The following is a 13,394-nucleotide window of genomic DNA, read 5'->3' as shown; positions in this document are numbered from 1 at the left end:
GGCGACGCGACAGCGTGCCCGCATGCCGCGCGCGGGGCCTGGCCGGCGTGGCGTGGAGCGCCATTCACCTTGCCGGGTGCAGCATGGGCGGCACCGAACCGCCCGGAGCCCGCCCGCATGTCCAAGCGCCCGATCCTGTCCGTCGTCTGCCTACCGGTCGTGCTGGCGCTGGCGGCCTGCGGGCGCCAGCCACCGGCAGCGGATGCCACCGCCGATCCGGCACCGTCGCCGCCGGCGGGCCCCGCACCGGTGTTCACGGATGCGTCGATCGGCCTGCGGCTGATGCCGGTGCCCGGCACCACGCTCGAGCGGGACTTCGACCGCGAGTACCTCGATACCGACGGCTGGAAGGCGTTCGCGCCCGGCGACAGCGAGGGCAAGCCCCTGGCCGCGCTGGTGCTGGACGGTTCCAACGATCTCGCCGCCGCCGAACTGCGCATCGGCAGCAGCGACAGCCTGCGCGAGGCCGCGCGCTGCCTGGAGCCGCCGCCGGAGGCGCAGGGCGACCCGGACCAGGTCGAGATCGGCGGGGTGGCCTTCGTCCACTTCCGCGCCGGCGACGCGGCGATGAGCCACTTCCTGCAGGTCGAGGGCTACCGCAGCGTGCGCAACGGCCGCTGCGTGGCGATCGACCTGATGGTGAGCGGCACCCGCCCGGAGGTCTACGACCCGCCGCGCAAGCCGCCGTTCGACACGGGCACCGCGGTGGCGCGGCTGCACCAGGCGCTGGACGCGGTGCACTGGCAATAGCGCCGGCCAAAGGCACGGGGCGCGGAACACCGTTTTCCATTCCGGTCCAGGGGGGGGCGCCCCACGACCCAAACGGACCGGAACCCCGCCCCGGGAACCGCCCCTCCGGTGCTTGACTGCGCAGTGTTTTTGGACGTGCCCGGCCGCGCGCTGGAAACGGTTCACGGGGATTTCCGGCCGCGCGCTTGTCCCACAAGGCTTTTCCGAATTTGCCTATATTTCGTGTTGACCCCCGGTGGGGACCCCACTATCTTGGGGCGGTCGGTGTCTCCGCTCACGAGGGCGGAGGCGAAGAGGGAAGCCGGTGACGCCCCCGATGGGCCACTCCGGCACTGCCCCGCAGCGGTAATTGGGAACGACGCCGTCAACGCACTGGGATCCTCCCGGGAAGCGACGGCCGAGGTGGCCGACCCTCGCGTCGGCCGTACCCATCAGTCCGAAGACCTGCCGACAGCCGCGCGCATGCACATCGCGCGGTGCCGGCCGTGACGTCCCCGGAGGGGGATGGCCGGTGAAGCGGGAGCTGCCCGCGGGCCTGGGCCCGCGCGCGCCGCGGCCCCCGCGACACCGCCGTCCGCTCCGCCGACACGGCCCGCCTCGCCTGCGAAGGGCGGGTCCGTGCACCACATGGAGGACGTATGACAAGCAACGACATCCTCGCCGCCGCCGCGGCCACCTCTTCGCAGTCCACCCCCGCCGCACCCACCCGCGTCGCTCCCCCCGCCGCGGCCGAGACCACCCCCGATTCCGCGGACCTGGTTCCGCCGCCCCCACAAGCAGCCGCAATGCCCGTTCAGACCCTCGACGAATCCGCTGTCTCCACCTGGATCACCAAGGAAGCCGGCAACCGCCGCATCCCGTTCGATCGCGCGCGCCTGGAGCGCAGCATCGATTCGGTCCATGCCGAGTTCCCGCACCTGGACGTGAGCGACTACAAGCGCGCCGTGTTCGGCTTCGTCGAGCGCAAGGAGAGCGTCAACGCCGACGACCTGGTCGACCTGCTGATCCGCGAGGCCGAGGCGCGCGTGGACCTGACCGCGCCGGACTGGGAGTTCTTCGCCGCGCGCCTGTACCTGCGCCGCCTGTACAAGCGCGCCAGCCGCAACCGCTTCTACGACGCGAGCCAGAAGTACGGCTCGTTCGTCGGCCTGCAGGAGAGCCTGGCCGACCGCAACGTCTACTCCAACGACATCCTGCGCTCCTATTCCAAGGACGAACTGCAGGAAGCCGGGCGCATGATCGACCCGGAGCGCGACAAGCTGTTCGCCTACAACGGCCTGTACCTGCTGGCCACGCGCTACCTGGCCACCGACAGCTCGCGCGGCGTGTTCGAGCTGCCGCAGGAGCGCTGGCTGACCATCGCGCTGTACCTGATGCAGGACGAGAAGCCGCGCGAGCGCCGCATGCAGCTGGTCGGCGAGGCCTACTGGGCGCTGTCCAACCTGTACATGACCGTGGCGACCCCGACCCTGGCCAATGCCGGCAAGGTCGGCGGCCAGCTGTCGAGCTGCTTCATCGACACGGTCGACGACAGCCTGCAGGGCATCTACGACTCCAACACCGACGTGGCGCGCGTGTCCAAGCACGGCGGCGGCGTCGGCGCGTACCTGGGCTACGTGCGTTCCTCCGGCTCGGCGATCCGCGGCGTGGCCAACTCGTCCGGCGGCGTGGTGCCGTGGATCAAGCAGCTCAACAACACCGCCGTGTCGGTGGACCAGCTCGGCCAGCGCAAGGGCGCCATCGCCGTGTACCTGGACATCTGGCACCGCGACATCGAGGCGTTCCTGGACCTGCGCCTGAACAACGGCGACCAGCGCCTGCGCGCGCACGACGTGTTCACCTCGGTGTGCATCCCCGACCTGTTCATGGAGACGGTGGAGCGCCGCGGCGACTGGTACCTGTTCGACCCGCACGAGGTGAAGCGGATCAAGGGCTGGTACCTGCAGGACTTCTACGACGAGAAGAAGGGCGACGGCAGCTTCCGCAAGAAGTACGAGGAAGTCGTCGCCGACGAGCGCATCAGCCGCAAGACGGTCAAGGCGATCGACATCTTCAAGCGGATCATGGTCAGCCAGCTGGAGACCGGCAATCCGTTCATGTTCTACCGCGACGAGGTCAACCGGAAGAACCCGAACAAGCACGTCGGCATGGTGTACTCGTCCAACCTGTGCACCGAGATCCTGCAGAACATGAGCCCCACGCGCATGATGCAGGAGATCATCAGCGGCAACCAGATCGTCACGACCAAGCAGGCCGGCGACTTCGTCGTCTGCAACCTGTCCTCGGTCAACCTGGGCCGGGCGGTGGTGCCGCAGGCGGGCCAGGGCGACCTGATCACCGACGTGCTCGAGCGCCTGATCCCGATCCAGGTGCGCATGCTCGACAACGTGATCGACCTGAACCTGCTGCCGGTGCCGCAGGCGACGATCACCAACCAGAAGTACCGCGCGATCGGCCTGGGCACCTTCGGCTGGCACCACCTGCTGGCGCAGAAGGGCATCCACTGGAACTCGCCGGAAGCCGAGCAGTTCAGCGACGAGCTGTACGAGCGCATCAACTACCTGACCATCCAGGCGAGCATGGCGCTGGCCAAGGAGAAGGGCACCTACGCGGTGTTCCGCGGCAGCGACTGGCATACCGGCGCCTATTTCCGCGACCGCGGCTACAACAGCCCGCAGTGGCTGGACCTGGCCGCGCAGGTGGCGGTCAACGGCGTGCGCAACGCCTACATGGTCGCCGTCGCGCCGAACATGAGCACCGCGCAGATCGCCGGCTCGACCGCCTCGATCGACCCGATCTACTCGGCGTTCTACTACGAGGAGAAGAAGGACTTCCGCCGCCCGGTCGCCGCGCCCGGCCTGTCGCTGGAGACCTGGCCGTACTACGAGAAGGGCGCCTACAAGGTCGACCAGTTCGCCTCGGTGCGCCAGAACGCGCGCCGCCAGCGCCACGTCGACCAGTCGATCAGCTTCAACTTCTACGTGCCGTCGACCATCCGCGCCAGCACCCTGCTGGAGCTGCACATGACCGCCTGGCGCGAAGGCCTGAAGACCACCTACTACGTGCGTTCCAACGACATCGACATCAGCGAGTGCGAATGGTGCAGTAGCTGACATCGCATTCGCGCTGTCGCTTCCAAGGTTCGCGTTGCGAACCTTGGACCCTGCTTCACCTTGCACCCACACCCCCGCGCCTGCGGCGCGCCCCCCTGACTCAGGGGGGCTTTTCTCCAGAACGTCCCGCGGCGCTGCGTAGAAGAAACACGAGAAGCCATCATGTCCGTCACCTCCACCCCGCTCGATCGCATCAAGATCCTCGAGCCGCGCAACCCGAACCGTTCGACCGGCATCATCAACGGCAAGACCAGCGGCATCCTGAACTGGAACGACATCCCGTACCCGTCCTTCTACCGGGCGTACAAGGAGCTGTCGACCAACTTCTGGATCCCCGACGAGGTCGACATGAAGATCGACGCGCGCCAGTACGGCGAGCTGTCGGGACGCGAGAAGAACGCCTACGACTCGATCATCGGCCTGCTGGCGACGCTGGACTCGCCGCAGACGCGCTTCATCTACAACGTCGCCGAGTACATCACCGACCCGGCCGCGCACGCCAACGCCGCGATCATCGGCCAGCAGGAAGTGATCCACAACGAGAGCTACAGCTACGTGCTGGCCTCGATCACCAACCTGGACAACCAGAACCGGGTGTTCGAGATCGCCCGCACCCACCCGACGATCCTCAGGCGCAACGCGCCGATCATGGCGTCCTACGACGACTTCATGCGCGAGAAGACCGCCGAGACCCTGCTGCGCTCGCTGATCCAGTCCTCGATCCTGGAGGGCATCAACTTCTATTCCGGCTTCGCCTACTTCTACAACCTGGTGCGCCAGAACCGGATGACCGGCACCGGCAAGATCATCAGCTTCATCAACCGCGACGAACTGGCCCACACCAAGTTCATCAGCGAGGTGATCCGCGCCATCGTCGGCGAGAACCCGGAGCTGCAGACCAACGAGCTGACCGACTACGTGCACAAGGCGTTCGCGCACGCGATCGAGCTGGAGACGCAGTGGACCGGCGAGGTGCTCGACGGCATCGACGGCATCGACGTGGACGAGATGATCCGCTACGTGAAGTACCGCGCCAACAAGATGGCCGGCATGCTCGGCATCGAGAAGCTGTACGCGGAGACCACCGACAACGTGATGCCGTGGATCAAGGCCTACGCCGACAACTTCACCGAGACCAAGACCGACTTCTTCGAGATGCGCAACGCCAGCTACAAGAAGACCAACTCGGACAACGGATTCGATGATCTTTGAGGAGCCGTGATTCGTGATTTGCGATTCGTGATTGGCAAGGGCAGGAGCAAAAGCACCGGCCGTCCGGATCGGCTTTTACGAATCACGAATCACGAATCACAAATCACGCCCCTATGAACATCCTGCTGGCCCTCGCCTCGCTCAGCGGCAACACGCGCGAAGTGGCGCGCCGGGTGCGCGCGCGCTGCGAGGAGGCGGGGCACGCGCTGGACTGGATAGAGACCGACCTGCAGTCGCTGGCCGACGCGTCCTTGCCGGCCCAGGCCTACGACCTGTTCCTGCTCGGCTCCTGGACCGACAACGCCGGCCGCACGCCTTCGGAGATGAAGCGCTTCATCGCCGAACTGGTAGAGGCGGCCGGCAAGCCGCCGCGGGTGGCGGTGTTCGGTACCGGCGAGACCCAGTGGGGCGAGGAATACTTCTGCGGCGCCGTGCACCGCATGGCCGCCTTCTTCGCCAGCCCGTTCCCGCGGCTGGCGATCGAGCAGATGCCGCACGGCGAACGCGACGCCGAGGCCATCGACCGCTGGATCGCGCAGGTGCTCGCCACCTGCCCCGACAACAACGACACACACGAACATGCAGACCATTACCGCCACGTCGCCTGACGACTACGCCGCCGCGCTCGCGGCCCATCCGCGCCTGCTGGTGGACTTCAACAAGGACAATTGCCCGGGCTGCCGCATGCTCGACATGTCCCTGGATAAGTTCGCCGCCAGCGAGGCCGCTAACGGCCTGACCCTGCTGAAGGTGAAGCTGGAGGACATCGGCGAGGACTTCTTCCGCGGCCTGGGCCTGCGCCAGACCCCGACGCTGGCGCTGTTCAAGGACGGGGCCGAGGTCGCGCGGCTGCCCGGTTTCCAGTCGCCGGCCCAGGTCGAGGCGGCCGTGCGCGGCAGCCTGTAAGCTCGTAGCGTCTCCGATCCAGGGCCCATCGCATGGACACCCCCGAACAGGCGCCGCCCACCGAGGTGCGGATGGCGGAAATCGTCTTCCCGAACAACACCAACCACATGGGCACGCTGTTCGGCGGCCAGGCACTGGCGTGGATGGACAAGGCCGCGTTCCTGGCGGCGGCGCGCTATTCGCGCCACACCGTGGTGACCGCGCGCTCGGAGCAGGTGGATTTCGAGCTGCCGATCCGCCAGGGCCAGATGGTGGAGACGATCGGCCGCGTGGTCGGGGTCGGGCGCAGCTCGATCCGGGTGGAAGTGGAGCTGATCGCCGAGGACCTGCTCAGCGGCGAGCGCAAGCTGTGCACGCGCGGCCATTTCGTGATGATCGCGCTCGGCCCGGACGGCAAGCCGACGCCGGTGAGGCCGCTGCCCGCCGCAGGGGCCTGAGCCGCCCCGCGCCGCGGGGCGACGGCGCTACTCGGCCACGTCGCGGTCCTCGCGCTTGGCTTCCTCCATCGCTTCCGGCTCCAGCTCCTCGGCGCTGCGGTTGAGCCGGACGAACACGCCCCAGGCCAGCAGCAGCATCGCCGCGCACAGGCCGGTCGTGGCCGCGTACGGCAGCTTGGCGGGATCGTCGTGCATCAGCTCGAAGATCGACACCAGCGTCTCGATCGCCAGCGCGATCACGATCACCACGAAGAAGCGCGACAGGTAGCGCCGCACGCGGGTGGGGCCGCTGACCTTGACGTCGCGCAGCACTTCTTCCTCGAAGATGGTCTGGCCCAGTTCCAGCGTCACCAGCGCCACGGTGAGCAGGCCGATCGCCTCCAGCACCACGTTGAAGCGAATGCGGACCGCCATGTCGCCGCCGGGCGAGAGCCCGTGCCACAGCTCCATCGCGGCCATCGTCACCAGGCCCGCGGCGCAGAGCACGAAGAAGCCCAGGATCACCACGTGACCGCCGCGGAACAGGACGCTCAGGAACTTCATGGCCGGGCCCAACCGGAAGGAAGCCAGAGCATCCGGCCGGGCCCGTCAGTACCGCGCGAAGGCCGGGCCGCGCCCGGGCCCGCGGGCCGTCGGCCCGGCGCGCGGTTCAGCCGCCGCGCGCGAGCTGGTACGCCTGCAGGTGCACGTTCGCGGCCATCAGCCACGGCGCGTTGCGGCCGGTCTCGCGCACCCGCGCCAGCATGTCGCCGACGATGTGCTCGGCCTCGACCGGCTGGCCGGCCTCCAGGTCGCGCAGCATCGAGGCCTTCAGGTCCGAGCCGGGCTGCAGCAACGTCAGCAGGGCCTTCTCGCGCGCGGCCAGCGGCACCGGTTCGCCGGCCGCGTCGGCGGCGATCAGGCACTCGTTGTACAGGCCGTTGATGAAGGCGCGGCCGTCCTCGGTGGCGACGATGCGGCCGACCGGCGAACGCGCCAGGCAGGTGGCCGCGGCCAGCGCGCACAGGAACGTGTACTTGATCCACTGCTCCTGGGCGATCCGCGGCGAGGCCGTGTGGTCGATGCCGGCCTGCGCGCAGGCCGCGGCGAAAGCGCGCACGCGGGCGCTGCCGGCCCCGCCGTCGCGCTCGCCGAAAGTGATCGAGGCCGGCTTGCCCAAGTGCAGGATCTCGCCGCCTTCGCCCTTGGTCGCGCTGATGAAGCACAAGCCGCCGAGCACGCGCTCGCGGCCGAAGCGGGCATCCAGCGCGTCGTAGTGGCGCAGGCCGTTGAGGATCGGCAGCACGGTGGTGTCCGCGCCGACCGCGGGGGCGATCGCCTCGATCGAGGCCTCCAGGTCGTAGGCCTTGCAGCTGAGGATCACGAGGTCGAACGGGCGTTCGGCGACCAGCGCCGGCAACGCCCCGGCCACGGCGTGCCGCACCGCCAGGTCGGCATCGCCGAGCGGGCTGCGGATCTTCAGCCCGTCCGCCTGCAGTTGCGCGGCGCGGGCGGGCCGCACCAGGAACGTCACGTCCGCGCCGGCCTGGGCCAGGCGCCCGCCGAAGTAGCCGCCGGTGCCGCCGGCGCCAAGGATCAGGATACGCATGTCGCTCTCTTCGTCGTTGCGGTGCCGGTCAGCTGCGCAGGCCCACGCCGCGCCGCAGCAGCCACAACGCCAGCGCGCTGAGCACCGCGACGAACCCGAGCATCAGCGCGTACGCCACCCACAGCGGCACGTCGGAACTGCCGAGCAGGCCGTAGCGGAAGGCGTTGACCATGTAGAAGATCGGGTTGGCGTGGGTGGCCGCCTCGGCCCAGGGCGGCAGCAGCTTCACCGAATAGAACACGCCGCCCAGGTAGGTCAGCGGGGTCAGGATGAAGGTCGGCACGATCGCCACGTCGTCGAACTTCTTCGCGTACACCGCGTTGATGAAGCCGGCCAGCGAGAAGATCGTCGCGCCCAGCAGCACCGTGGTCAGCGTCACCAGCGGGTGCGGCATGCGCACCGGCGTGAAGAACATCGCGATGACCAGCACGATCACGCCGACCATCAGCCCGCGCATCACCGCGCCGGCGACGTAGCCCCACAGGATCACCCAGTTCGGCATCGGGCTGACCAGCAACTCCTCGACGTGGCGGCCGAACTTGGCGCCGAAGAAGGAGGAGGAGATGTTGCCGTAGCTGTTCTGGATCACGCTCATCATCACCAGCCCGGGGACGATGAACTGCATGTAGGAGAAGCCGCCCATCTCGCCGACGCGCGAGCCGATCAGCCCGCCGAAGATCAGGAAGTACAGCGTCATGGTGATCGCCGGCGGCACCAGGGTCTGGCCCCAGATGCGCAGGATGCGCTGCACCTCGCGGCGCACGATGGTGCCCAGCGCGGTCAGGTTGCGGGAACCGTGATTCGTGATTCGTGATTCGTGATTCGTAGTGTTCATCGTCGTCGGTGGAGATCGGTCAGGTGGCGGGAGGCTGCTTTTGCGAATCACCCGTCACGAATCACGAATCACGGCCTTCGCCCGTCAGCCGCACGAACAGTTCCTCCAGCCGGTTGCTCTTGGTGCGCATCGACCGCACGCGGATGCCGGCCGCGTTGAGCGCGGCGAACACGCGGTTGAGGTCCATCGCGCGGGGCATGTCCAGGTCCAGCGTGTGCGCGTCGAGCGCGACCAGCGAGGTGCCGTCGATGGCCGGCAGCTGCGCCGGCAGCTCGCCGTCGATGTCGAACAGGAAGCCCTCCACGTCGAGCTTGGCCAGCAGCGCGCGCATCGGGCCCTGCTCGACGATGCGGCCGTGGTTGATGATCGCCAGGTTGCGGCACAGGCTCTCGGCTTCCTCGAGATAGTGCGTGGTCAGGATGATGGTGGTGCCGGCGGCGTTGATCTCGCGCAGCACCCGCCACATGTCGCGGCGGATCTCGATGTCCACGCCGGCGGTGGGTTCGTCCAGGATCAGCAGCTTCGGCCGGGTCATCATCGCGCGGGCGATCATCAGCCGGCGCTTCATGCCGCCGGACAGCGTGCGGCTCATCACCTGGGCCTTTTCCCACAGGTGCGCGCGCTTGAGCTCGGCCTCGGCCAGCTGGCTGGCCTCCGCGCGCGGCATCCCGTAGAAGCCGGCGTAGTTGACCAGGATGTCGAACGGCTTCTCGAACAGGTTGAAGTTGATCTCCTGCGGCACCAGCCCGATCAGCCGCATCGCCTCGCTGCGATGCGCCGACAGGTCGGTGCCGAACACCTGCACCGAGCCCTCGCTGAGGTTCACCAGCGAGGAGACGATGCCGATCAGGGTGGACTTGCCGGCGCCGTTCGGGCCGAGCAGGGCGAAGAAATCGCCGGGTTCGACGTCGAGCGAGACCCCCTTGAGGGCCTGTACGCCGTTGTCGTAGGTCTTGCGCAGGTCGCGCACGCGCAACGCTGGCGCGCCGGTTGCGATAGAAGAATTCAATCTGTTGTCCTCGCGCCGGATGGGCGGCGCCGCCGGAATGCAGCCGGTATTATAGAAGGCCACGCGGGCCCGGCCCCGGAAACAGACTGTCCCAACCTCTCCAGTGCTCGCCCAATTCCCCATCAAGCTCGTCGGCTGCCGCATGCTGGCGCCCACGGTCGGCCACTACCAGTTCGTCCGCGCCGACGGACAGCCGCTGGACTTCCAGCCCGGCCAGTTCATCCAGGTGCATTTCCACTACGCCGACGGCGCCGCGGCCAAGCGCAGCTATTCGCTGGCGACCATCCACGATCATGCGCTCGGGCCGGGCGAGGCCGTGGAGATCGCGGTCAGCTTCGTCCCGGGCGGGGCGGCCACCGCGCTGTTCGAGAGCCTGGACATCGGGCAGGAGCTGTCGGCGAGCGGCCCGTACGGGCGCTTCTGCCTGATGCCGGGCGACCAGAACCGCCGCTACCTGTTGATCGCGACCGGGACCGGCGTGACCCCCTACCGTTCGATGCTGCCGCTGCTGGCCGAGGCGATGCGCGAGCGCGGCGTCGAGGTCGTGCTGCTGCAGGGCGCGCGCACGCCGCAGGACCTGCTGTACGGCGAGGATTTCCGCGCCTTCGCCGACGCGCACCCCGGGTTCCGCTACATGCCGTGCTTCTCGCGCGAACTGCCGGAGCACCCGCACCCCGGCGTGCGCCATGGCTACGTGCAGCAGTTCCTGCCGGAACTCGCGCCGGACCCGCAGCGCGACATCGCCTACCTGTGCGGCAACCCGGACATGGTGGACGCCTGCTTCGAGGCGCTGAAGCAGGCGGGGCTGCCGAACGCGCAGATCCGTCGCGAGAAGTACGTCAGCAACAAGTAGGCGCGCCGGCCTTGGCCGTTCCCGGGGCGACCTGGTGTAAAGGTCGCTTGACAGGATGGCGATCCCGCCCCATCCTCCGTGTCAAGTACGCTTGACAGGGAGGTCCCATGAAGCATCGTTCGTCGGGCAACGTCGCGGCCGGGTGGCCGCGGGCGGCAGGCGAGGTCGTCATCGCCGCGGGATCGCGCCCGCCGGCGCCGTCCGGTGCCGGCATGGCCTTGTCCGGACCGGGCTTCCACGGGGCCGTGTGGGAGCGACGCTCGTGAGCGCCGGCCGTCGGGGCGCCATCGCGATGCTCGCCGCCGGGCTGGCGGTGCTCGGTTTCGGCGTTGCGGACCTCGCACCGGGAAGCGGCCGAGGCGCCGGCCTGATCGGGGCCGGCATCGGCCTCCTCGCCGCGGCGGCGATGATGTGGCGAGCGCCGGCATGGTTGCGCGACGCCGCGCCACCGGCGCTGGTGCGGCGCTACTACCGCGATTTCCTGCCCCCGATGCTGGCCTACGTGGCCGTCATGCCGACGTGGCGGCCCCTGCTCGACGCCGTCGGGCCGACCTGGCTGCGCGTCGTGGTGGCCTTGCTGCCGGCCTTGCTGGTGGTCCTGGCGATCCGCGCGGTGGCGCGCTTCATGCGCGATGCCGACGAGATGCAGCGTCGCATCGAACTGGAATCGGTGGCGATCGCCGCGGGGGGCGTGGCCGCGGTCTACATGGCCGGGGGGTTCCTGCAATCGGCGGGCTTGATCGCGATACCGGCCAGCGTGGCGATGTTGTGGGTGTTCCCGATGTTGTGCGTCGGCTACGGCTTCATCAAGATCGCCATCGCGAGCCGCTACGCGTGAACAACCGCATGCGCGAACTGCGCGAGGCCAGCGGCTGGTCGCAAGGGGAACTGGCCGAGCGGCTGGCGGTGTCGCGCCAGACCGTCAATGCGCTGGAAACCGGCAAGTACGATCCGAGCCTGCCGTTGGCCTTCCGCATCGCAGCATTGTTCGGCGAGCCGATCGAACGGATATTCCTGTTCGACGGAGGGGATTGAGCGATAAAGGGCGGTGTGGCGCCGTCACGTCCGGCGCGCTTGCGCGTCATGGCTTGTGGAATCTGCAGAGGGGGAACGCGGGAGATGTCGAAGAAGATCAGGCTCGTTCTGGCGCTGCTGGTGGTGGTGGCCTTCGTCGGCCATCGCTACTGGAAGGCGCATGCGCCGCCGCCCACGGCCAGGCCCGCCGCCGACGCTGCCGGTGCGGCGGCCGGGCAGGCCGCCCGCAGGCATGGCGCGCTGGAGTTCCAGCCGTGCACGCTCACCCATCCGCAGGCGCCGGGCAACGTCGAAGCGAAGTGCGCGACCCTGCAGGTGCCGGAGAATCCCGCCGCGCCGCAAGGGCGCCGCATCGCCCTGAAGATCGCCTGGCTTGAAGCCGACAGCGACGGCCCCGGCGAGGCCGACCCGGTGTTCTTCATCGCCGGCGGGCCGGGCCAGTCGGCCACTGAATCGGCGAGCCTGGTCGCACCGGCGCTGGCCGAGGTGCGCAAGAAGCGCGACATCTTCCTGGTCGACCAGCGCGGCACCGGCGGCTCGAACGCGCTCGCCTGCACTGGCGCCGACGGCAAGCCGCTGTCGCTGCCGGACGAGGAGGATGCCTCGGCGGAGGCGGTCGCCGACTACGCAAGGCGCTGCGCGGCTTCGCTGCAGGGCCGGGCCGACCCGCGCTTCTACACCACCACGGAAGCGGTCGGCGACCTCGATGCCGTGCGCCGGGCGATAGGCGCGGAGACCATCGACCTGATCGGCGTGTCCTACGGCACGCGGGTGGTCCAGCACTATGCGGCGGCCCATCCGCGGCACATCCGCGCGATCGTGATCGACGGCGTGGCGCCGAACGACCTGGTGGTGGGCGGCGAGTTCGCCACCACGTTCGAGGACGCGATCCGCCTGCAGGCGGAGCAGTGCCGGACCGACCCGGCCTGCGCCAAGCGCTTTCCCACCGATACGCGCGAGCAGCTGCGCAACGTGATGGCGCGCCTGCGGCAGGCGCCGGTCGATGTGGAATACCGCAATCCCGGCACCGGGGAGATCGAACGCGGCAAGGTCACCGCCGACACCGTGACCGGGCTGGCGTTCGCGTTCTCGTATGCGCCGCAGACCGCTTCCCTGCTGCCGTTGATCCTCGACGAAGCCGCGCAGGGGCGCTATGGGCCGCTGATGTCGCTGGCCGGCCTGGCCAGCCGCCAGTTCGGCGACACCATGAACCGCGCGATGCAATGGTCGGTGATCTGCGCCGAGGACGCCGATCGCTACCGCGCCCCCGAGGGCGCGCAACAGACCCTGTTCGGCCCGGACGTGGCCAAGATGTTCTTCGCCGCCTGCCCCGCATGGCCCATCGGCACGCGCCCGGCCGGATTCACCGAGCCGCTGCGCAGCGACGTGCCGGCCCTGCTGCTGTCGGGCGAGCTCGATCCGGTCACGCCGCCGCGCTATGCCGAGCGGGTGCTCGAGGGCCTGCCCAACGGCCGCCACCTGGTGGCGCCGGGGCAGGGGCACAACGTGATGGCGCTGGGCTGCATCCCCAAGCTCATCGGGCAGTTCATCGACCAGGCCGACGCGAAGTCGCTCGACGCGCAGTGCGTGGGCACGCTCAGCCGCGTGCCCGCCTTCACCTCGTTCAACGGGTGGGAACCATGACCGCCCTCGTCG

At 68.9% G+C, this 13,394-nt stretch carries 14 protein-coding genes and 1 riboswitch; of the genes, 10 read left to right on the top strand and 4 right to left on the bottom strand.

Annotation, left to right across the window (positions count from 1 at the left end; all coding sequences use genetic code 11):
- The first annotated feature begins 117 nt into the window (after positions 1 to 117).
- The 6 genes from M3M27_RS18810 (at position 118) to M3M27_RS18785 (ending at position 6,418) form a co-directional block, all read left to right on the top strand.
- A complete protein-coding gene (locus M3M27_RS18810) occupies positions 118 to 750 on the top strand; it encodes a hypothetical protein (RefSeq protein WP_434026600.1) in 633 nt (210 codons plus the stop codon).
- A gap of 245 nt (positions 751 to 995) precedes the next feature.
- Positions 996 to 1,216: riboswitch (cobalamin riboswitch) on the top strand.
- A 172-nt stretch (positions 1,217 to 1,388) separates the two neighbouring features.
- Positions 1,389 to 3,863 (top strand): ribonucleoside-diphosphate reductase subunit alpha, encoded by a 2,475-nt coding sequence (locus tag M3M27_RS18805; protein WP_140727632.1) that lies wholly within the window; start codon positions 1,389 to 1,391, stop codon positions 3,861 to 3,863.
- Positions 3,864 to 4,025: 162 nt separating this feature from the next.
- Entirely contained in the window at positions 4,026 to 5,075 is a 1,050-nt protein-coding gene (locus M3M27_RS18800; RefSeq protein ID WP_434026599.1) for a ribonucleotide-diphosphate reductase subunit beta, read from the top strand.
- 113 nt (positions 5,076 to 5,188) lie between these two features.
- The gene (locus M3M27_RS18795) at positions 5,189 to 5,683 is read left to right on the top strand and encodes a flavodoxin (protein ID WP_140727637.1); all 495 of its coding nucleotides are present in this window, start codon (positions 5,189 to 5,191) and stop codon (positions 5,681 to 5,683) included.
- Positions 5,655 to 5,981 carry a thioredoxin family protein gene (locus M3M27_RS18790; RefSeq protein ID WP_140727639.1) on the top strand — a complete coding sequence of 109 codons (327 nt, stop codon included), beginning with the start codon at positions 5,655 to 5,657 and terminating at the stop codon, positions 5,979 to 5,981. Before M3M27_RS18795 ends, M3M27_RS18790 begins: the two co-directional genes overlap by 29 nt.
- A gap of 32 nt (positions 5,982 to 6,013) precedes the next feature.
- Positions 6,014 to 6,418, top strand: a complete 405-nt coding sequence (locus tag M3M27_RS18785; protein ID WP_140727641.1) for an acyl-CoA thioesterase — start codon at positions 6,014 to 6,016, stop codon at positions 6,416 to 6,418.
- Positions 6,419 to 6,445: 27 nt separating this feature from the next.
- Here the strand turns inward: M3M27_RS18785 and M3M27_RS18780 are convergent, their stop codons facing one another.
- The 4 genes from M3M27_RS18780 to M3M27_RS18765 form a co-directional block, all read right to left on the bottom strand.
- The gene (locus M3M27_RS18780; RefSeq protein WP_140727644.1) at positions 6,446 to 6,961 is read right to left on the bottom strand and encodes a hypothetical protein; all 516 of its coding nucleotides are present in this window, start codon (positions 6,959 to 6,961) and stop codon (positions 6,446 to 6,448) included.
- A gap of 106 nt (positions 6,962 to 7,067) precedes the next feature.
- Complete coding sequence (gene panE, locus M3M27_RS18775; protein WP_434026598.1) at positions 7,068 to 8,006, bottom strand: 2-dehydropantoate 2-reductase; 939 nt, start codon at positions 8,004 to 8,006, stop codon at positions 7,068 to 7,070.
- A 28-nt stretch (positions 8,007 to 8,034) separates the two neighbouring features.
- Positions 8,035 to 8,841, bottom strand: coding sequence for an ABC transporter permease (locus M3M27_RS18770; RefSeq protein ID WP_140727649.1), 807 nt, complete (start codon positions 8,839 to 8,841; stop codon positions 8,035 to 8,037).
- A gap of 61 nt (positions 8,842 to 8,902) precedes the next feature.
- Positions 8,903 to 9,850, bottom strand: coding sequence for an ABC transporter ATP-binding protein (locus tag M3M27_RS18765; RefSeq protein WP_434026597.1), 948 nt, complete (start codon positions 9,848 to 9,850; stop codon positions 8,903 to 8,905).
- 103 nt (positions 9,851 to 9,953) lie between these two features.
- On the opposite strand from M3M27_RS18765, the gene M3M27_RS18760 reads away from it, so the two are divergent.
- The 4 genes from M3M27_RS18760 to M3M27_RS18745 all read left to right on the top strand — a co-directional run bounded on the left by M3M27_RS18760 (position 9,954) and on the right by M3M27_RS18745 (position 13,382).
- Positions 9,954 to 10,703: a ferredoxin--NADP reductase gene (locus M3M27_RS18760; protein WP_434026595.1), complete on the top strand. Its 750-nt coding sequence runs from the start codon at positions 9,954 to 9,956 to the stop codon at positions 10,701 to 10,703.
- 262 nt (positions 10,704 to 10,965) lie between these two features.
- Positions 10,966 to 11,541, top strand: coding sequence for a hypothetical protein (locus tag M3M27_RS18755; protein WP_434026594.1), 576 nt, complete (start codon positions 10,966 to 10,968; stop codon positions 11,539 to 11,541).
- Positions 11,538 to 11,738, top strand: coding sequence for a helix-turn-helix transcriptional regulator (locus M3M27_RS18750; RefSeq protein WP_140727673.1), 201 nt, complete (start codon positions 11,538 to 11,540; stop codon positions 11,736 to 11,738). The genes M3M27_RS18755 and M3M27_RS18750 overlap by 4 nt, the downstream gene beginning before the upstream one ends.
- 84 nt (positions 11,739 to 11,822) lie before the next feature.
- Positions 11,823 to 13,382 (top strand): alpha/beta hydrolase, encoded by a 1,560-nt coding sequence (locus M3M27_RS18745; RefSeq protein WP_434026593.1) that lies wholly within the window; start codon positions 11,823 to 11,825, stop codon positions 13,380 to 13,382.
- Positions 13,383 to 13,394 lie beyond the last annotated feature (12 nt).

Origin of the sequence: Xanthomonas boreopolis, from assembly GCF_046529185.1 — a bacterium.
GTDB lineage: Bacteria > Pseudomonadota > Gammaproteobacteria > Xanthomonadales > Xanthomonadaceae > Pseudomonas_S > Pseudomonas_S boreopolis.
Note: the sequence above shows the minus strand (reverse complement) of the source record. Positions and strands in the feature narration are given on the sequence as shown.